This window comes from Paludibacter sp., assembly GCF_009712605.1.
Classification (GTDB): domain Bacteria; phylum Bacteroidota; class Bacteroidia; order Bacteroidales; family Paludibacteraceae; genus Microbacter.
On record NZ_WASO01000001.1, the window covers coordinates 762,397 to 782,660 of the forward strand.

Consider the following 20,264-nt stretch of genomic DNA (forward strand, 5'->3'; position numbering starts at 1 on the left):
TCGTAGTTTGGCGGAAGTAACCGTTTGCTCTTATTTCTTCGTTAATGCGGACAATTTAGTGTAAATCAAATCTTCGAAGCGGTTGCTAAATCCTGAAACAATATCAACAATCTTGTTGTCGGAATTTAGAAATAGTACCGAAGGCATTGTTAGGGATAAAGTTGTTGCTATTTTAGATTTGAGTTTTTCATTTTTTTCTTCCCCGGCTGAATAAACAATAGGTATTTTTATTTTTTTTGTCAGGGCATATTTTTTTAGCTGTTCTTTTGAATCAAGCGGATAACACACAAAGAAATTCACATCTTGTCTGCTCTTTAATTTGTTATATACGCTTTCGACGTGAGGAAGTGCCTGTAGGCAGTAACCGCATCGTATCATTGATAAATAGATTACTTTTATTTTTTTAGAGCTTGTCATTTGTATATGTTTACCCTCTAAATATTTGAACTGAAAGGATGGTAGGGTGTCTCCTAACCCAACTTTCTTGGTTGTTTTGCTGTGTTTGGTGTTTTCTGTAAAGTCGGAAGCATCCAATTTAATTCCGGTAACAAAATTTGAATAATAGTATTCTTGGATAAAAGGTTGGGTAGGATTGATTATTATTTTTGTCATTACCGGCAGAAAAGTCTTTTTTGATAAACATAAAAATTTGGGCGTTTTTTCTTCGGTCAATGTAAACTGAAAACAGGGTTCTCTGTTAATTAAGGTGTCGGATAATGCCTGTAGATGTTCGCTCTGAAGCATTTGTAGTATTGCGGGTAATTGTCCTTGGATCACAGCTTGTATTATTTCTTTAGCATTGGAATTTATCTCACTTTTAGAATATGTAGTGTCAGAAGGTGTTTTTGTTTTTAGGTGGAAGAAATTTCCGTCGTAGCAGTACCAGGGTTGAACAATAACATGAAAGGTAGGGTGCATAAGACTGTCTTTTGCAATAAAATTATATCCGGTGAGGGTGTCTACACTGTTTTTCATAAAGGCATATTTCTCATACTGTTTTATGAACAGAGTATCCTTATCTGTAGTTGCGTGGCCTTCTGTTGTTATGTGGAAACAATCATAGCCAATGGTTTTTTGATTTAGGAATAGCTGAGCCTTTTTAATTGCGGGATTTTGTGCTGCGCAACTGAGGCAAACAATCAGAGATAAAAAAATAATTGCAGGTGTTTTCATAAGATAATAAGATTTGAAAATTTAATGGTATATGGGAAAACGGTTGAGTGTAATGGAATTGTGAATTTGCCTCAGAAGGGAGAAATCGTTATTTCTCTTAAGGTTAGAATCGTGTTGGTAGGATGCGACACAAATATATGTATATATTTTTACCAAAAAGCACATTAAATAAAATTAATATTTATATTAATAATGGGTGCATTTGTAAATCGGGAGGCGCTGGTTCAAAGCCGGAGTATTGGTGAATGTGTAATAATATTCTTTGGTGTGATCCGGGAAGCCTCTGTTTTTACAGGGGCTTCTTTGCTTTACGGGTAGAATTTCCGATAAATTCTAATTTTCTCCAAAATTGAATCTTACCTTTGCAACGCAATGAAGTTATTAGTTGTTGAAGATGAAGACGGACTGAGGGAAACTATTGTGAGTTTTCTCGAAGAGGAAGGTTACCAGTGCGAACAGGCAACCCGGCTCAATGTGGCTCTGAATAAGGTGTCCGACTACGAGTATGATTGTGTGCTGGTCGATATTGGGTTGCCTGACGGAAGTGGATTGCAGCTGATTAGCGAAATCAAAAGGATAGCCCCGACTACCGGTGTGCTTGTACTTTCGGCTCGAAACTCACTGGACGATAAGGTTGCCGGCCTCGAATTGGGGGCGGATGACTATCTTGCCAAGCCGTTTCATCTGGCAGAACTAAATGCGCGTATTAAATCGATTCTGCGACGGGTAAAGTACGACGGTAAAATTGAGGTGAATATTGAACGGTTGAGAATACTCCCTGAATCCCGTCAGGTTTTCTTTGACAACGAAGCGGTTGCGCTTACCAAAAAGGAGTTCGATTTACTGGCCTTTTTTGCGGCAAATTCCAATCGGGTATTGACCAAAGAATCAATTGCCGAACATCTGTGGGGCGATTTTGCTGATGCCGCTGATACCTTCGATTTCGTCTACTCGCAAATCAAAAATTTACGTCGGAAGTTGCTCGAAAAAACGGGCGTCGATTATTTTAAAAACGTGTACGGCATTGGTTATATGTTTCAAACGGGAAAAGGATGAAGTTACAGGCGAAAATAAACCGGCGATTTATCACGTTACTGCTGCTTGTTTTTGTGGTGGCGGGGTGCGGACTTTACTTTATCCTTACGGCTGTAATCGATTTTAATATCGACGAGATACTCTCGAACCGGGCCGAAACCGTGCAATCTTCGTTGCATCAGAACAAAATAGCTCTTCCTTTTCACTCTCCCGATCAAACTATCGACATACAGCCCTCGAACGAGCAAAGCACCGAAAGACAGTTTTCGGATACTACCATTTATGCCGCGAGCGAAAAAAGCATGGTGCCGGCTCGTAAACTGGTTTTTCCGGACAGGGTGAATGGGAACACATACAAGGTTACGCTGGTGTTGTCGCATCTGGAAGCCGACGATTTTGTGGGGGTAGCGTTCTGGTTTATGCTGGGCACTTTTGTGCTCATCATTCTGGCGCTTTACTTCCTGAACCGTAAATTGTCGGCTACCATCTGGAATCCTTTTTATCGGACGTTGAAAGAATTGAAGGACTTCAAAGTGGATCAAAAAACAGACAAGGGATTGCCCTCGTCGACGATTGATGAGTTTGATCAGATGAACAACGTGCTAAACCAAATGATGCGGAAAATGACGGATGACTATGCCAACCTGAAAGAGTTTTCAGAGAATGCATCGCACGAAATGCAGACGCCACTGGCTGTGGTGAAATCGAAGCTGGAAACATTACTAACCGACCGGAGTTTATCCGAAGACCATCGCAGGCAGGTGCAAACGGCTTATGACGCAGCCTCGCGGGTGTCGAAGTTGGGGCAGACGTTGCTGTTGCTTTCCAAAATCGAAAACAACCAGTTTGTTGAAAAACGAGGCATTGATCTGAGCGCTTTGGTTGCAGAGCGGTTGGACGAGCTGGATGAGTTGCTGGCGCTTCGCAATATTGCGGTGGTTCGTGATTTGCAAACACCTTTTGCGGTAAATATGAATCCCATGCTGGCCGATCTGCTGGTGACCAACCTGTTGGGAAATGCCATCAAGCATAATATCGATGACGGATTCATCCACGTTACGTCACAGGCTTCGAAGCTGATTTTCAGAAATACCGGAAAGATGTTGCAGGGTGATTCCCAAAGCCTGTTCTCGCGTTTTGCCAAAGAGGGCGTTACAAAAGATTCCAGCGGATTGGGCTTGTCTATTGTGGCCGAAATTTGCAAAGTCTCTTCTTTGTCGATCGATTATACTTGCCTTGAAGGCGTACATTGCTTAACCCTCTCCTTGCGATAATTACAGTATTTTTGTGAAATGGGTCGTTTTGACCGGAAATTTCCAATTTTCTCCAAAGTCGTATTCTAATTTTGTGGCATCAAATTTTCTAAATAGTTCAAATTGATGAAGAAGTTATTGTTACTGTTTGGCCTGGTGTGCCAGTGCGCCCTTTTTGCACAACAACAGGTGTCGGTGAGCGTGAAGGATGCGCAAACGAAGGAGACGTTAATCGGGGCGGCCGTGACGGTGTCAGGTACATCGACGGGTGCTGTAACCGATGGAAAGGGTGTTGCGACGCTGAATATTTCCGGCGCATTGCCGGCATCACTTAAGGTCCAGTATGTGGGCTACGAAATAGAGGAAGTGAAAGTGGACAAGCCTGGTCGGCAGGAGGTATTTTTGCAACCTGCATCGGAACATCTCGACGAGGTAACTGTTACTTCGGTGCGTACCAATTCGCGCATCGAGGCCATTCCAACCCGGATTGAAGTACTGGGACTGGAAGATACGCAGGAGGAAAATGGCATTATGCCGGGCAATATTTCGAGCTTGCTTGGCGATATAGCCGGAATTCAGATGCAGGAGGTGAGCGCCGCTTCGGGCAATACATACGCCCGCATTCAGGGACTGAACGGTCGTTACACGCAGTTGCTGAAAGACGGACTGCCGCTTTACGGTGGTTTGTCGGGCAATTTCGGCATTATGCAGGTGCCGCCGCTTGACCTGAAACAGATTGAAATCATCAAAGGTTCCTGTTCTACCCTGTACGGTGGCGATGCTATTGGTGGTATTATTAACTTAGTGAGCAAAGATCCTATGCCTCAACAGGAGCTGAGCGCCACTATCAACGAGACTTCACTACACGAAACCAACCTGAATGTTTATCTGGCGAAGAAATATAAAACGTTCGGATATACCCTGTTTGCAGGTCAAACATGGCGGCAGGCGACGGATGTGAATGGTGACGGACTGAGCGAATCGTCAAGGGTGCGCAGCACGGTGATTCATCCGAAATTCCAGTTTTACCTCGATCCGCGCTCCACGTTAACCGTGGATTATACCGGAACGTTCGATAATCGCAAGGGTGGGGACATGCGCTACCTTTCGTCGGGCAACGGAGCCTACTATCATGTGGGAACGCAGTCCGACCGGCATAGCATGACGGCTAAATATGTGAACAACCTGTCGTCGACCAGCAATATTACCGTAAAAGCGAGCGGCAGTAATCTCGACCAAACAATTGATACCCGCGGGTATAATTTCAATGCAAATCAATTGCTCTACTATTCGGAGCTCTCCTATTTTCGTCAGTTCGACAAAATGAACTGGGTGGTCGGAGCTAATTTTAACGGCGATCAGTTTCACAACCGTTCGGCTCAGATTCTTCTCAATGGTTATTCCTACAACACCCTTGGCGGTTTTGTGCAAAACACTTACAATCCGATGCCGGCGCTCACCATCGAAAGCGGTTTGCGGGCAGACCATCAGAACAAATACGGTTGGTTTGTGTTGCCCCGCCTTTCGGTGATGTACAAGTTCAGCAAGGTGTGGACGGCGCGTGTCAACGGTGGACTGGGTTATATGACGCCCAATCCACTCAACTATCTCGATCTGGAACAAGATTTGAACCGCCTGACTTTCGTGTCGGGGCTGAAGCCGGAACGCTCGCACGGGGTGAATGCTGATGTCAATTTTCAGAAACGCATCGGCGATGTAACGCTCAACCTGAATCAGGCCTTTTTTGCCTCGTTTATCAACTCTCCGGTCGACAGCCTGTCAGGATTTCCGGGGGTGGTGCTTTACAATGCTCATAAAGCCCTGCGAACTCTCGGTGCGCAAACCTATATGCGACTGACCGTGGATGACTGGGAGATTTACCTCAGTTATGTTTATACGCATGTCAATAAGCTCTACAACGGCGATCACCAGCAACCTATCTGTACGCCGCGGCATAACCTGTCGAACACGATGATGTACGAACTTAGTAAAAACTGGAGTGTGGGTCTCGAAAACTCGCTGGTGGCCGGACAAATCAATCAGGATTATCAGTCGGTGAAAGCCTACTATATTATGGCAGCCATGCTTAGATACTCGACGGGTCATCTTACGGCGGTGCTCAATGGTGAAAACTTGATGAATGTACGTCAAAGTCGCTACGAACCCATCTTTGACGGCACCATTGACAATCCGCAGATGCGGCAACTCTGGGCACCCATTGAAGGACGTATTCTTAACTTATCGTTGACCTGGAAACTTTAGCATGATTCTGCTGAGCTGTCGTGAGGACGGAAAGAGAACAATACATTCCATTCTCTTTGTTTTTTTTCTACCTTTGTTTTTCAATCATAAATAAAGAAACGATGAGAACAGCCGAAATACTACAATTTCTCACGCAGTTGAGGGATAATAATAGCCGTGAGTGGTTTGCCACGCAGAAGGATTACTGCAAGGAACTGCAAAAAGATTTTGAAAAACTAACGCAGGAAGTTATCGAAGGAATCGCTACTTTCGATCCCGAAATAAAGGGGCTGGATGCCAAAAATTGCATTTTCCGCCTTTATCGTGATACCCGTTTTTCGCCAGACAAGACGCCGTATAAATCGCACTTTGGAGCTTACATGGCCTCCAAAGGCGGGCGTAAAAGCCCTCGGGCAGGCTATTATTTACACCTCGAACCGGGTAACTCGTTTATCAGTGGCGGTGTTTACATGCCCGAAGCCGATGTGCTGAAGGCTTTGCGAATGGCGATTTACGAAAACATCGACGAGTGGCTCGAAATCACGGGTGAACCTTTTGCCTCCGTATTTCCCGATATGTATGGTGAAGACGATAAACTGAAGAAAGTGCCGCTTGGCTTCCCGAAAGACTGGCCTCACGGTGAGTTGCTCAAGTATAAGCATTACGCGTTTGGGCGAAATATCCCCGACGAATTCTATTCGCAGCAGGAAATTGTGCCACAATTGATCGAATATTATAAGTATCTTCAGCCCTTGCATCGCTTTTTGAATTTTACGGTGGATGAGGTGCTGAATTTGGGGTAGTCTTCCTGTTTTTACCCTTAATTTGTAAAATAACCCTATATTTTTTGATGTTCAGTCGGAAAATATAGGGTTATTTGTTTGTTGGAGGGTATTTTTAAAGGGGGTATGAAAATGCAAATTGAAATATAAAGTGCTATTTGATTGAAAATTTGAGATTATTGTCTTTCTTTAGGCTTGCAGTTGTAACTCAAAGATGCTATTTTTGTAACACAGTTAATTTGGAAGAATTGTAATTAACCCTTATTTGTCATGCTTGCCATGACGAAACAAAAACTACGATATGATTTTAGCATCTTTGGCAGACAGCGCTCAATATGAAGCTCTGCATCCACTTTTTCATCAGGCATTTGAATATGTAAAACAAAATGATTTAACACAGGCTCCGGCGGGTAAAATTGTTCTCGATGGAGATAAACTGTTTATTTCTGTGTCAGATATTACCGGTAAAACACCGGAGGCAGCGCGTATTGAAACTCATGAAAAATATATTGATATTCAGTTGCCGTTGACGGCTCCGGAAACGATGGGATTCCTTCCTGCCGGCGATTGCAAGAACTCGCCCGATGGCTATAACGAAACAAAAGATATAACTTTCTTTACAGACAAACCTTCTGCGTATGTTAAAGTGGAACCTGGTCAGTTTGTTGCTTTCTTTCCACACGACGGTCATGCTCCCTGTATTGGTGAAGGGGCTATCCGTAAGTTAGTTATCAAGGTTTTAGTGTAGTCGGAAACTAACGACTATACAACTATTTTAATGTTGAGTTCAAAATACAATTCCATGCAGAAACTGAAAATCATAGAAAATGATCCTTGGCTTGAACCTTATTCGGCAGCTTTGGAAGGCCGGCATCAGCATGCTGTTGATAAAGAGAAAGAATTGACTGGAGGTAAAATAAATTTGTCTGATTTTGCTACCGGTTATCTCTTTTTCGGCTTGCATCGTACCGAACAAGGATGGGTCTTCCGCGAATGGGCGCCTAATGCTACTGCTATTTTTATGGTTGGCGACTTTAATGGTTGGAAACAGAGCCCCGAATATCAGTTGCAGAAAACGGAAAATGGTGTTTGGGAACTACAGTTGCCGGCTAAAGCAGTGAAGCATGGAGATCTTTATAAACTCATCGTTCACTGGAATGGTGGTAGCGGAGAACGTATTCCTGCATGGGCGCAACGTGTTGTGCAGGATGAGGAAACCAAAGTTTTTAGTGCACAGGTATGGAGTCCTGAATTTCGTTACAAATTCAAAATAACCGACTTTAAACCGACAACCGATCCTCTTCTGATATACGAATGTCACATTGGCATGTCGGGGGAAGCCGAAAAGGTTTCTACATATAACTCTTTTCGAGAAAGCATTTTGCCCCGTATTGCCAAAATGGGATACAACTGTATTCAGATTATGGCCGTACAGGAACATCCCTATTACGGGTCTTTCGGATATCATGTGTCCAGCTTTTTTGCGGCATCTTCGCGTTTCGGGACTCCTGAAGAGCTGAAGGCACTGATAGATGAGGCTCATTCCATGGGTATTTCCGTGATTATGGATATTGTCCATTCTCATGCAGTAAAAAATGAAGTAGAAGGCTTGGGTCGTTTTGATGGCACTCCCGATCAGTATTTTTACGCGGATGCAAAAAGAGAACACCCGGCATGGGATTCGCTTTGTTTTGATTATGGGAAGAACGAAGTGCTGCATTTTTTACTTTCCAATTGCAAATATTGGCTCGAAGAATACCATTTCGATGGTTTCCGTTTCGATGGGGTTACTTCTATGCTTTATTATAGCCATGGTCTGGGAGAATCCTTCACGAATTATGCCGACTATTACAACGGACATCAGGATGATAATGCTATTTGTTATTTGACGCTGGCTAATCGTGTGATTCATCAGGTGAATCCATTTGCAGTTACTATTGCCGAAGAGATGAGCGGTATGCCGGAACTGGCTGCATCTTTCCATGATGGGGGAATAGGTTTTGACTATCGGATGGCAATGGGAATTCCCGATTTCTGGATTAAAACGATTAAAGAAAAGAAGGATGAAGACTGGAAGCCCGGTCATATCTTCTGGGAATTGACCAACCGTCGTTTTGGAGAGAAAACCGTAAGCTATGCCGAAAGTCACGATCAGGCGCTGGTGGGTGATAAAACCATCATCTTCCGTTTGATCGATTCGGACATGTACTGGCATATGCAAAAAGGAGACACTACGTTTAAGGTTGACAGAGGAATTGCATTGCACAAAATGATTCGTCTCATTACTGCGACAACTATAAACGGGGCATATCTTAACTTTATGGGTAACGAATTCGGCCATCCGGAGTGGATTGATTTTCCGCGGTCCGGAAACGGCTGGTCTCATAAATATGCCCGCCGCCAGTGGAGCCTCGTCGATAATACCAAATTGATGTATCACTATCTGGGCGATTTTGATAAGGCGATGATGGATCTTATCCGATCTGTTCCCGGATTTAATCTTGCTCCTATTTTCCAACTTTGGGATAAGAGCAACGATCAGGTATTGGCATATCAAAGAGGTAATCTGTTGTTTGTCTTTAATTTCCATCCCACAAATTCATATACCGATTACGGTATGCTGGTTCAACCGGGTAAATATAAGATCATTCTTGATACTGATGCAAAAAAATTCGGAGGCTTTGGCTTGTCTGACGATACGGTGGAGCATTTGTCGCTGTACGATCCCGTTCATGCATCGCATAATAAAGAATGGCTGAAGCTTTATATTCCTGCACGTTCAGCACTTGTGTTGCAACGAGAGGGCTCTGATTATACTTATTCCGAAGATTAAACAGTACGGATATGGTGATTAATGAACGTGAAAGCCGCAAAGAACACCTGATTTCGGTAGCCCGTCAGATGATGACAGCTGCACGAACGGCGCCAAAAGGGAAGGGTGTTGATATTATAGAAATAGCTTCGGTTACCGGCGAAGAAGATATTCGCAGGTTGTCGGAACTTACCTATGCGAAAGGGGTAGAAACGGGACTGAAATTTATGTTCCGGGATTCGGAAAACATACTTCAGGCCGATGTGATTGTTTTGATTGGAACCCGTACCCAGGTTCAGGGGCTTAATTGCGGTTACTGCGGAGTTCCGACCTGTGTCGAAAAATTGCAGAATGACGCCATGCCTTGCGCAATCAATATGGTTGACCTTGGGATAGCGGTTGGTTCTGCAGTGGCTACAGCTGCCGATTTGAGGGTCGATACCCGAATAATGTTTTCTGTAGGGTTTGCAATAAAAGAACTGGGTTATTTACCCGATTGTCACTCGATATATGCGATTCCGGTGAGTGCCTCTTCCAAGAACCCATTCTTCGACCGAAAGCCGCGGGAACAACAACCGGAGCAAAAGATCTAGCACTAATTTTATAGATAATCAAAAAGCCACAATCAAATGTACTACATGTGATTGTGGCTTTTTTTTATAGGTTCAAAGGAACCGTGCTCAGAGTTGCTTGAGTTTGTTAATGGTATCTATCGGGTCTTTTGCCGAAAAGACAAAGCTGCCGGCTACCAATACATGTGCTCCGCTATCGACCAAACGTCTGCCGGTCTCAAAATTTACGCCTCCGTCGACCTGAATCAGTGCAGATGCCCTTTTGGTGTCAATGAGTTGACGTAATTTCTCAATCTTTGGACAACTGTTTTCGATAAATGATTGACCTCCGTATCCGGGATTGACACTCATAATAAGCACCAAATCCAAATCGTCGATGATTTCTTCAAGAAGAGTGACAGGTGTGTGCGGATTGAGAGAAACCCCGGCCTTCATTCCTGCCTTTTTGATTGCCTGAACAGTTCTGTGTAAGTGAGGACAAGCTTCATAATGCACTGTAATGCGGCTTACACCAAGATCACGCAGACGGTCGATGTATTTGTCGGGTTCGATCACCATCAGGTGAGCGTCCATCGGCTTTTGAGTGATTTTGGCAACCGATTCAATGACCGGAAACCCAAAAGACAGGTTGGGGACAAAAACGCCATCCATCACGTCAAGATGCAGCCAGTCTGCTTCACTACGGTTAACAATATCGATCGATTGTTGCAGGTTGTTGAAATCAACCGAAAGAATAGATGGAGCTATGAGAGTTTTCACGGGCGTTTGTTATTAAAATTCGTTTTGCAAAGATACAAAATTCAACTAAAAAGTGTAGATGGGGATAGCAGCGTTAATGATAAACTGTTTAGAAAATAGAATGAATGTCCGTCAGCTGTCAGGTTGATGGTCTGAAAACAAAGCAGCGGCAATTCAGTTATCTTGAAATGCCGCTGCTTGAATTTGGTAATGCCCGTCAGAATAGGTATCGATTTGTAATGACTAATTGATTACAATTTTCTTTAGCAGAACTTTACCTGATTTTTGTATAGCTACCATATATACGCCAGCTTGTAAATGAGCATCCAGAACCGTAACAGCTTGAGCACTTCTCTTTCTTGCAATTGTTTGCCCTGTTGAGTTGTAAACGGATATCAAAGCTTCACTTGGGTCGTCGCTTGCAATGCTAACCACAATCTGGTTCAGCGTGTTTCTGTACACAAGAACAGATTTGTCAGAGCTTACGTCAGCAATCCCGGTCGCAACTTTCTTTTCTGCAAATGCGAAGTCTCCAAAAGAGTTAAGCCCTAATAATTGGGTTGATGTGGTAGTTTTTGTGCCCACATTTGGAGCAGGGGAAGACCATGTAGCTGAAGCATAGTTTCCACCAATAACATTTGATGTATTTGCCGAAGCATCCAAATCGTTTGATACAAAATTGAAAGTAGCATCATAAGTGGTGAAGCCAATGCCGTTGTTTGTCAGAGTCCAGTACCGGTTAATACTCTTGTCAGGATCGAGAGTTGAAGAGCCAATTTGAGGATGATCACCTGCTGTAGTGCTACCGGTAAGGGTTCCTGCGGTTGAAACATTGGCGAAGGAAACAGATGCCGGAGTATAGTTTGTAGCATCACCAATTTCGTAAGTTTGCGTTACGGCAGTCCCTGTTGAAACGTTCTTTTGCAGATTTCCATTCACGTGTCCGGAAGTCCTTGACACACTACCCGAGGCAGGAATAATCAGTTTGTTGTTGCCTGTGGTGATAACTCCGTATGTAAAGGTGAGTGCTCCATCAACTGTAGCATCCACGTTATTCAACAATAAAATGACACTCTTTTCGCTCGTGCCGCTGAGAGATAAATTGTTAAATGTAGTTGCTGCACTTCCTCCAATGCTTTGTGCGTTAGAACCATTGAAAGTAATAGTTCCTGTAGGTGTAGCAGTTAAATTTCCTCCGTTATTTGTCCAGTTGCCACCTACTGAAAGGTTCAACGAATTCAGGTCGAGTTTTGCGCCAGAACCGATAGTCACATCACCTAAAACCGTAAGTGGATTGGTTACCAATTGAGCTGTTGGAGCATTGTAAGAATTTACCGTCAAGTTATAGATAGGTGCCGTGCTATTGATATGAATGGTTTGGTTTGTCGCTGTTGATCCATTGCCTATTTGCAGCATACCTCCGGTTACAACATTGTTTGTTCCGGCAAGGTTTTGATAATCTGATGCTGTTGTAGATGCTTTTTGAATAGCAATAGTACCTCCGCTCATATTGAATGTTGAAGTTGTAGTATTAATGTTAAATGGAATATATGAGACTGCAACATTCAAATTAAGTATTCCTCCTGACTGATTGTATGTAACAGTTGGGGTTCCTGATCCATTTTGAGGTCCCAAATAACCGGAGATATTCACTATTCCGCCTTCAATCGTAAAATTCATTCCGTTCAAACTATACACATTGCCAAAGTTTGTTACCCCTGCGCTATTCCTAAAGCTTCCATATAAAAATATATTTTTTGCAGTTGGATTAATTGTGCCGCCATTATTCCATAAACATGCCGAGGACTGAATTGTTGGCGTTGCATTAAATGGCGTGATTGTAGAAGCACTGGAAAGTTTGAACGTCCCGCTGGAAAGGTTTAATGGGGTAGTTCCGGAAGATGTAGTATTATTAAGAGTTATCACAGATTTAACCTCAAGAATCCTACCTTGTGACCCTTTGTTGACTACCATATTATAGAATCCCGTACTTGATGTCGTTCCACCAATTGTTTGTAAATCATTTGTTCCGTTAAAAATAACAGTACAGCCAGCACTGCTTGTTCCATAATTAAATATGCCATTGTTAGTCCAGTCACCGGCTATGTTAATCGTACTGTTCGTGGATGTAGCCGATAATATGCCGTTATTTGTAATGGAGCCACTGATAGTTAAATCATTGGTACTACTAGAGCCCATTTCTACCGTAGCACTGATGTCAATCGTGATGTTGTTACAAACAGCTCCTGTTGTTGAGATGATAGGACTGTAAGGTGTTCCTGACGGAATTTCCACATCATTTGTAGAGGTAGGTATAACCCCAGCCGACCAGTTGGACGCTGTAAACCAGTCGGTACTTGTTATGCCGATCCATTTGTTTGTGCCGCCATCTTTCCAGACTTCCACATCGTCTAAGCAAATACCACATCCATTAGCCGCATGTCCTTCGAAAGCGATGTAATATGTTGATGATGGATTTGGAAGATTCATGCTTTCCAAAGTCCAGTTTTGAATGTTTCCATTGTATTGTTGCAGTAACACCCAATCGGCTGTGGCAGACGTGCGATAATACACGTACAAAATATCCTGATTAGAGTTTGATTTGGCTTGTGTGTGCCAGAATTTGAGCGTTGGCTTAGCCGCATCAGATAAATCGAGCGGAGGTGTAATCAGTCTTGAAACAGGTGATTTCCAGGCGCCATCATAAAACAGAGCCAGTTTGCTGCCGCTATGAGCTGCCGCCGGAGTGCTTGAATAGCCAGACTTGGTAGCAATTGTCCAGTTGTATGTGTTAGAAACATATTCTTGTGTCCAGCATCCCGGTATAACTCCACCTTCAAAGCCTTCTGAAAATAGAGGTTGTGATAGTGCCGAACATGTTGTAGATGCATTGGCTGCGCTTGCTAACGAAAAATTTGCTGATACGTCCGTAGCCCATATTTGATAATAATAGGTCGTTGAAGCCGATAAGCCGGAGTTGTCGCTAAACGATGAGGCTGTTCCTGCAAAGACTATGTCGCCACCTCCAGTTAGCGTATTTCCAACAGAATAGGTCGTGCCAGTGACAGGGCTTCCAAATGTATTTGTGGTATTCCGCGCAATAATTACTTTGGTGCTGTTGAGCCACGAAAGGTTGATTTGCGTGGAACTGGCGCCAATAGCTTTAAAGCTCTGAATAGAATTGACTGAGGGGCAACCATTGAAGCACAATGTGATCACACTACTGTTTTCTGCGATATTGGTCAGGGGATAGCCTGTGTTTGCTCCAGCCCAGGATTGTGCACTTGGGGTTGTTGCATCAGTAAATGAAGCCTTACTGCCTGTTCCAGGGAAAGGACACGAAGCACTGTTTACTGTCCCATAAGTAGACGGATCGGAGCTTGTAGTGGGAGATGAAGTGCAATTGGCGCTTACGACGTAGTATCCTTGTGGGGCCGCATTGTTGGCATGGGTATTCCAATAAGTCTGACTGAATTTATAGATTAGCAATCCATGTCCGGGACAAGCAGCATTAAACCCGTTTTGCTGACGATTTTCCAGCATAAAATATTCGCCCGGAGTAGTTGTGTTATAGATATAAATGGAACGGTTCGATGTAATATCCGGTATGGACAAAGATGTTGCTCCGGTTAATGTCACGGGCGTAATCCAGCCATTACGCACTTTCTCAAAAGGATTCTGATGCGCAGGTTGGCTTCCGCTTGGCGTGCCATTATAAACTCCATAACACATCACATCCCAATAGCCGGTTCCGGGAAAGTTGCCGTTTGTGGCATAGTCCGTGTCATAATAATCCGGAGCACCGCATACATGACCGAATTCATGGCAAATTACACCGATAGTAGTTATAGTGCCGGGTTTTGTAGATCCATTATAATTCAATTCATTGGAACATGAATATTTGGATACGGTTTTGCCGTCAAAAGTTTGTCCAGCAATGCCACCTGCATGGGGCCAGATAGTATTGGCAATACCACTGGAGGCTTGTCCGTATCCCGCATACACAATGTAGACACCATCAACGGATCCATCTCCATCGTTATCGTATTGGGAGAAATCGACATCCGCATCCGCATCCTGAACGGCCTCCAGCATTAATTCATCCGCATGAGGATCGTGAGTGCCATCAGCTGCATCAGTCCCGTAATATTCCATATTGTTTTTTGCGGTGTAAATACCTACGACGTCAGTTTGTATGTCAAATTGTCCATACGATTGCTCCAGAAAATAATCTCTTACAGAACCATGCGCACCTTCCAGATTATAATTCTGGGTATTCATTAAGTCGTAAAAATTTTGCTTTGTATAAGTGAAGTGTAAGTCTGGGTACTGGATAAGGATCATGAGAAGTTTTTTCGTACCCCGTGGTGTGAATACTCTGTTAACTCCTTTTGTAGAGACAGGTGTATTGGGAGTTGTGCCCTTGAAAAAAGATCCGGTGCCGATAAGTTGTTCTTCTCCTGTTTTGGCTTCCCATACTGATTTAAGTATACTTATTTGGCTTTTACTGAAACGGAGCTTCTTAGAAAGACTTTTTACAAACAATGCCTCTTTCGTTGTTCTTTTGTTTGTTTCATGCGCAATTATACCCGACTTTTTTAAGTTGCCCTGAGAATCGGCAATGGCATATTCCCATCCATTTTTACCATTGCTGAGCAGTGTGAATCCGTCTCCGGTTTCGGCCCAATGTACTCTTTCATCACCCTTAAGCTGAATAGTAATTTCACTACCATCGGGTTGTGTGTACTTGATGGGGTAAGGAAAAGCAGGAATAGCAAATAGTTGTGGTATAGATACAATGCAGGTAAGTAAAATAAGTAGAAGTTTTCTCATATAGATTATTGGTTGATTAGTGTAGCCTTAAAATGAACAAAGCATAATTCATTCGAATTATGCTTTGTTTTGCAAAGATATTACTTTTCTTTGTTAAGATCAGTCTTTTATTGTTTATTTTGACCGTCTGAATAAATCTTAAATCCTTGTTTGCGTACATAACTTTCCATGTCATACTTTAGTGCAATGGTATGGTAATCAAGGATGTGTTTTCCCCAGTCGTTGGTGGTTTTATCGCCGGCACGCACGGCATTGTATGCCGTCACTTCTTCATTGTAAGCCAATAGCTCAGGCTTGATATCGTCTGTCCGGTAGTGGTTTTCATGAATTACCAGCGATAAGGGCATTTTGGGTTTCAGGTCGGGCTGCTCCGACGGATATCCGATTGATAAGCCGCAAATAACACATACTCCTTCGGGTAGTTGAAGTATTTTTGCCAGTTCAGCCGGGGCTGCCGTACGGGTATAACCGATGCAGCAAGATCCTAATCCCAGCGATTCGGCTGCAATTACTGCATTCTCCATGGCTAAAGCAGCGTCGATTACGCCTACCATAAATCCATCCATTGTGTCCTGAAAGCGGGGAAATTCCGTGTCGGTGGCTTCTGCAAATTGCTGTAGTTTGTGGAAGTCCACGCAAAACACCATAAATACAGCCGATGTTTTTATCTGTTTTTGTCCAATCAGTTCGTAAAGCCTTAGTTTCATGTCCTGATCGGTGATGGAAATAACCGAAAATTGTTGGCCGTTGTAGCTGGTTGGTGTATTCTGGATTGCCTTGTAAATGAACTCCAGTTTTTCGGGTTCAATTGGTTTGCGTTCGTAACGTCTTACCGAGGTTCTGTTCAAAAATATTTCTTCTATTGTCTTCATTGTTATTGCATTTATAATAAAACAAAAGCCTTACATCGATATCTGAAAGAGATATACGGATGCAAGGCTTGCGTTATGTTGAAGTTGAATAAAATTCGTTTATTCCATTGGTTCTGAAGGGGTATCTATTTCAGGATCCACTAAGATTCGTCCGCAATACTCACATACGATAACTTTTTTGCGAAGACGAATTTCCATTTGTCGTTGGGGCGGAATTTTATTGAAACAACCACCACAAGCGTCACGCTGAATAGTTACCACGGAAAGACCGTTGCGAACGTTTTTGCGAATGCGTTTGAAAGCTGTCAGCAATCGCGGTTCGATCATGCCTTCGATTTCTTTTGCGCGTTCACGCAATTTTTCTTCTTCCTGTTTGGTTTCAGAAACAATTTCGTCGAGCTCGCTCTTTTTCTGGTTGAGGTCTATGTTTCTTTCGTTCAAAAGTTCGGTGGCTTTTGCAATCTCCTCGTTTTTGTAAGTGATTGATGCCTGCGCATCACGGATTCTTTTTTCGCTCAATTCGATTTCCAAAGTCTGGAATTCAATTTCTTTCGACAGGAAGTCGTATTCGCGGTTGTTGCGGACATTATCCTGTTGTTCGGTGTATTTATCGATTTTCGTTTTGGCTTCCGTGATTTCAACCTTGTGGGCAGCTACTTGTTTCTGAAGGTCTTGTACTTCAGTGGTGTAGTTGTCTATACGGGTCTGCAAACCTGCAATCTCGTCTTCCAAATCCTGAACTTCAAGGGGTAATTCACCACGCAAAGTCTTGATTTTGTCGATTTCTGTTGCAACTGTTTGCAATTCATACAGAGCTTTCAATTTTTCTTCGACTGAAATTTCTTTTTCGCTTTTTGCTTCTGTAGCCATAACGGTATTGAATTTACAATTTTACGTTTTATTGTGCCGTTTTTTCTTGATTTTCCTGCTGTCCGGGACTCGCTTGGAATCCGAAAGTGCTTACTTACAAATAGTTTACAGGATTTGTATTGCACTCTGCGAAACGGACTGCAAATGTAGGCAATTTTTTTTGTATTTGCTCAAAAAATATCTCTTTTGTGAATTGCTCTGATTCATAATGACCTATGTCGGCCACTACAATCCGGTTTTCGGCTCCGAAGAAATCGTGGTACTTGAAGTCGGCAGAAACAAAAATATCTGCTTTTGCCCGAATCGCCGTGCTCAGCAATGAAGCACCCGAACCTCCGCAAACAGCAACCTTTTTCACCTGTTTTCTCCGCAAGCGTGTATGCCGGATGGCTCCTGCATTGAACGTAGTTTTTAGTCGTTTCAAAAATTCGGTTTCGTCTTCTGGTTGTGGCAGTTCACCGATCATTCCCATTCCGGTTTGCTGCCATTCGTTGGCCAGTGGAATCCAGTCGAAAGCTGGTTCTTCGTACGGATGAGCAGCAATTAAAGCTTGTTGAACATTGAACCTGAGATTTGTAGGGACTATCACTTCGAGGCGAATTTCCGGTTCGTGGTGCAGCTCGTTGATTTTGCCTACAAAAGGATTGCTCTCTTCGCCTGCTCTGAATGTGCCGAATCCTTCGCTGTTGTAGCTGCACGAATCGTAATTGCCGATTTGTCCCGCTCCGGCAGCAAAAAGAGCCACGCGTACTTTATCGACTTCCGCGACAGGAACGAATGTGACGAGTTTCAATAGTCGTCCTTCTTCCGGAGCCAGAATTCGGCAGTCGGTCAGACCGATCTTTTGCGCAATGCGCCCGTTAACCCCTTCCACCACACTGTCAAGATTCGTGTGGGCAGAATAGATGGCAATATCGTTTTGAATGGCCTTGATTACACAACGTTGCACATAATCGTCTCCGGTTAGCCTTTTCAATCCTTTGAAGATGAGCGGGTGGTGAGAGATAATCAGGTTGCAGCTGTGTTTGATGGCTTCATCTATAACCTCTTCGGTAATGTCGATGCAGAGCAAAACACCATTGATAGTATCGGTGCGTTTGCCGACCTGCAGACCTGCATTGTCATAGCTTTCCTGTAACGCCAGCGGGGCAAAATCTTCTAAGGCAGCACAAATTTTCTGAACGATCATAAGTGATTAATGGTTAATAATTAACAATTAATGATTGGACTGTTTTGATAGATACAAGTCTTTATTCTTTGCTCTTGGTTCTTTGCTCTCTATTTGTACATTTCGTCAATCAGCTTCCGGTAGTTTTGCATGATCACGGCACGGCGCAATTTCAGGGTGGAGGTCATTTCTCCCGATTCGATGGTGAACCCTTTTTTGATAAGCGTGAACTTTTTGATTTTCTCATATGACGCCATTTCCTGTTGCAGGGAATCTATAAGATTCTGGTAGAAAGTGACAATGTCATGGTGAGTCAGTAATTCATCAATTAGCTTATAGTGGATGTTGCGTTCTGAAGCCAGTTTTTCAACTTCAGGCAAAGCCGGAACTATGATTGCAGTCACATAATTGCGTTGGTCGCCGATCACAGCTGCCTGATCGACATATTTGCTTGTCCCCAGTTTCATCTCGATTTGCTGTGGCGCAATGTATTTCCCGTTCGACGTTTTGAAGAGATCTTTGATGCGTTCCACCAGCGTGATGTTACCTTCGTTATCGATTTTTCCGGCATCACCTGTTCTGAACCAGCCGTCGATGAAAGCGGCCTCCGTGGCCTCAGGTTTCTTGTAATAGCCTTGGGTGATGGTTTTGCCTTTCAACTGAATTTCATTGTCCTCGCCAATGCGGACTTCCAGTCCATCCATGATTTTCCCGGCAGAGCCTATCACATAACGGGTAGGGCGGAAACAACATACAGTAGCGGTACTTTCTGTTAGTCCGTAACCGATTATAATGGGAATTCCCATACTGCGCAGAAAAACATTGATGCCATCTTCGAGAGCGGCTCCGGCAGTCGGGAAGAAGTTGGCGTTTTCTATTCCTACGGTTTTCTTTACTTTTGAGAAAATCAGTTTGTCAACCAGCTTGTATTTTAGTTTCAGGAACAAAGGCGGTTTTTTCTCCTGACGCAGATAATTCAGGTTGTAAATTTCACCTAAAGCCAGCGCCCATGTTACAATACCTTTCATGTACGGTTTGAACGAATCGATTTGTTCTTTGACGCCGATGTAAACTTTTTCCCAAAAGCGGGGAACGCTACACATGACAGTGGGGCGCACTTCGCGGATTGCGGTTTGAATTTCCTGTGGTCGCAGGTTGATATAGATGACAGCTCCCCGGTAGAGGCAGTAGTAGCACCAGGCTCTTTCAAATATATGAGAAAGAGGAAGGAATGCGATGGAACGATCATTCTCACTGAAAGTAGGAAGCGCCAGATCGTGAATGCGCATGGCTTCCAGAAAATTGGAGTGGTTCAGGATAACGCCTTTGGGTTCTCCGGTGGTACCCGAAGTGTACATGATAATGGCGATGTCGTCGGGAGAGGCTTGTGCCTGTCGTTCGGCAATCTCTTTATCATGTTTGGCACTGCCGAGGTCAATAAAGTCTTTGTAGTAGAATGCCAACCCATTGTTATGGAGATTTACGGTTGGATCGAACACAATGATTCGTTCCAATCCCGGGCAATTGTCTGCTGCTTTCAGTGCATTGTCGTATTGGGTTTGTTCTCCCACAAAGAGGGTTTCTATTCCGGCATCGTTGATGATATATGCAATCTGAGAAATGGAGGATGTGGCGAACATTGGGACAGAAATGGCTCCTACTCCAAAATTGGCAAAGTCTACATAAAAACTCTCCGCCATATTTTGCGTGTAGATACCTATTCGGTCTCCCCGTTTTGTGTTTATAGTAATCAGCGAACGGGAAGCTTTTGTTACCTGATCGGCAAAGTGCTTCCACGTAATAGGGTTCCATGTTTTAGTTTCGTTGTCGCGCGTGAAGAACACGTTGCGATCCTGATATTTTTCTGCCTGCCGGAATATGATTTTGGAAAAATGGGGAATAGACATGATTAATC

General features: G+C 43.5%; 14 protein-coding genes. 7 read left to right on the forward strand and 7 right to left on the reverse strand.

What is annotated here, in order from left to right; genetic code table 11:
* Positions 1 to 30: 30 nt before the first annotated feature.
* Positions 31 to 1,173, reverse strand: a complete 1,143-nt coding sequence (locus tag F8N35_RS02855) for a redoxin family protein (RefSeq protein ID WP_293049836.1) — start codon at positions 1,171 to 1,173, stop codon at positions 31 to 33.
* A 372-nt stretch (positions 1,174 to 1,545) separates the two neighbouring features.
* Between F8N35_RS02855 and F8N35_RS02860 the strand changes: the two genes are divergently transcribed.
* From F8N35_RS02860 to F8N35_RS02890, 7 genes are all read left to right on the forward strand, one after another.
* Positions 1,546 to 2,229, forward strand: coding sequence for a response regulator transcription factor (locus F8N35_RS02860; protein WP_293049837.1), 684 nt, complete (start codon positions 1,546 to 1,548; stop codon positions 2,227 to 2,229).
* On the forward strand, positions 2,226 to 3,482 hold the full coding sequence (locus F8N35_RS02865) for a HAMP domain-containing sensor histidine kinase (protein ID WP_293049838.1): 1,257 nt from the start codon (positions 2,226 to 2,228) through the stop codon (positions 3,480 to 3,482). The genes F8N35_RS02860 and F8N35_RS02865 overlap by 4 nt, the downstream gene beginning before the upstream one ends.
* 105 nt (positions 3,483 to 3,587) lie before the next feature.
* A complete protein-coding gene (locus tag F8N35_RS02870; RefSeq protein WP_293049839.1) occupies positions 3,588 to 5,723 on the forward strand; it encodes a TonB-dependent receptor in 2,136 nt (711 codons plus the stop codon).
* Between the two features lie 101 nt (positions 5,724 to 5,824).
* Entirely contained in the window at positions 5,825 to 6,505 is a 681-nt protein-coding gene (locus tag F8N35_RS02875; RefSeq protein WP_293049840.1) for a DUF2461 domain-containing protein, read from the forward strand.
* 280 nt (positions 6,506 to 6,785) lie between these two features.
* On the forward strand, positions 6,786 to 7,232 hold the full coding sequence (locus tag F8N35_RS02880; RefSeq protein WP_293049841.1) for a YhcH/YjgK/YiaL family protein: 447 nt from the start codon (positions 6,786 to 6,788) through the stop codon (positions 7,230 to 7,232).
* A 54-nt stretch (positions 7,233 to 7,286) separates the two neighbouring features.
* A complete protein-coding gene (locus F8N35_RS02885) occupies positions 7,287 to 9,317 on the forward strand; it encodes an alpha amylase C-terminal domain-containing protein (protein ID WP_293049842.1) in 2,031 nt (676 codons plus the stop codon).
* 11 nt (positions 9,318 to 9,328) lie between these two features.
* Positions 9,329 to 9,889 (forward strand): DUF2148 domain-containing protein, encoded by a 561-nt coding sequence (locus tag F8N35_RS02890; protein WP_293049843.1) that lies wholly within the window; start codon positions 9,329 to 9,331, stop codon positions 9,887 to 9,889.
* A gap of 87 nt (positions 9,890 to 9,976) precedes the next feature.
* On the opposite strand, the gene rpe is transcribed toward F8N35_RS02890, so the two are convergent.
* The 6 genes from rpe to F8N35_RS02920 form a co-directional block, all read right to left on the reverse strand.
* Positions 9,977 to 10,627, reverse strand: a complete 651-nt coding sequence (gene rpe / locus F8N35_RS02895) for a ribulose-phosphate 3-epimerase (RefSeq protein WP_293049844.1) — start codon at positions 10,625 to 10,627, stop codon at positions 9,977 to 9,979.
* A gap of 222 nt (positions 10,628 to 10,849) precedes the next feature.
* Positions 10,850 to 15,439 carry a M6 family metalloprotease domain-containing protein gene (locus tag F8N35_RS02900; RefSeq protein WP_293049845.1) on the reverse strand — a complete coding sequence of 1,530 codons (4,590 nt, stop codon included), beginning with the start codon at positions 15,437 to 15,439 and terminating at the stop codon, positions 10,850 to 10,852.
* Between the two features lie 107 nt (positions 15,440 to 15,546).
* Complete coding sequence (locus F8N35_RS02905) at positions 15,547 to 16,311, reverse strand: nitroreductase family protein (RefSeq protein WP_293049846.1); 765 nt, start codon at positions 16,309 to 16,311, stop codon at positions 15,547 to 15,549.
* A gap of 99 nt (positions 16,312 to 16,410) precedes the next feature.
* Positions 16,411 to 17,181: a C4-type zinc ribbon domain-containing protein gene (locus F8N35_RS02910; RefSeq protein ID WP_293049847.1), complete on the reverse strand. Its 771-nt coding sequence runs from the start codon at positions 17,179 to 17,181 to the stop codon at positions 16,411 to 16,413.
* 94 nt (positions 17,182 to 17,275) lie between these two features.
* Positions 17,276 to 18,370: a Nif3-like dinuclear metal center hexameric protein gene (locus tag F8N35_RS02915; RefSeq protein WP_293049848.1), complete on the reverse strand. Its 1,095-nt coding sequence runs from the start codon at positions 18,368 to 18,370 to the stop codon at positions 17,276 to 17,278.
* Positions 18,371 to 18,459: 89 nt separating this feature from the next.
* Positions 18,460 to 20,256 (reverse strand): long-chain fatty acid--CoA ligase, encoded by a 1,797-nt coding sequence (locus tag F8N35_RS02920; RefSeq protein ID WP_293049849.1) that lies wholly within the window; start codon positions 20,254 to 20,256, stop codon positions 18,460 to 18,462.
* Between the last annotated feature and the right edge of the window lie 8 nt (positions 20,257 to 20,264).

What these genes read in the sequence shown, in the direction of transcription:
- F8N35_RS02855 (WP_293049836.1), bottom strand. Translation starts at nt 1,173, where the DNA reads ATGAAAACACCTGCAATTATTTTTTTATCTCTGATTGTTTGCCTCAGT.
- F8N35_RS02860 (WP_293049837.1), top strand. Translation starts at nt 1,546, where the DNA reads ATGAAGTTATTAGTTGTTGAAGATGAAGACGGACTGAGGGAAACTATT.
- F8N35_RS02865 (WP_293049838.1), top strand. Translation starts at nt 2,226, where the DNA reads ATGAAGTTACAGGCGAAAATAAACCGGCGATTTATCACGTTACTGCTG.
- F8N35_RS02870 (WP_293049839.1), top strand. Translation starts at nt 3,588, where the DNA reads ATGAAGAAGTTATTGTTACTGTTTGGCCTGGTGTGCCAGTGCGCCCTT.
- F8N35_RS02875 (WP_293049840.1), top strand. Translation starts at nt 5,825, where the DNA reads ATGAGAACAGCCGAAATACTACAATTTCTCACGCAGTTGAGGGATAAT.
- F8N35_RS02880 (WP_293049841.1), top strand. Translation starts at nt 6,786, where the DNA reads ATGATTTTAGCATCTTTGGCAGACAGCGCTCAATATGAAGCTCTGCAT.
- F8N35_RS02885 (WP_293049842.1), top strand. Translation starts at nt 7,287, where the DNA reads ATGCAGAAACTGAAAATCATAGAAAATGATCCTTGGCTTGAACCTTAT.
- F8N35_RS02890 (WP_293049843.1), top strand. Translation starts at nt 9,329, where the DNA reads ATGGTGATTAATGAACGTGAAAGCCGCAAAGAACACCTGATTTCGGTA.
- F8N35_RS02900 (WP_293049845.1), bottom strand. Translation starts at nt 15,439, where the DNA reads ATGAGAAAACTTCTACTTATTTTACTTACCTGCATTGTATCTATACCA.
- F8N35_RS02905 (WP_293049846.1), bottom strand. Translation starts at nt 16,311, where the DNA reads ATGAAGACAATAGAAGAAATATTTTTGAACAGAACCTCGGTAAGACGT.
- F8N35_RS02910 (WP_293049847.1), bottom strand. Translation starts at nt 17,181, where the DNA reads ATGGCTACAGAAGCAAAAAGCGAAAAAGAAATTTCAGTCGAAGAAAAA.
- F8N35_RS02915 (WP_293049848.1), bottom strand. Translation starts at nt 18,370, where the DNA reads ATGATCGTTCAGAAAATTTGTGCTGCCTTAGAAGATTTTGCCCCGCTG.
- F8N35_RS02920 (WP_293049849.1), bottom strand. Translation starts at nt 20,256, where the DNA reads ATGTCTATTCCCCATTTTTCCAAAATCATATTCCGGCAGGCAGAAAAA.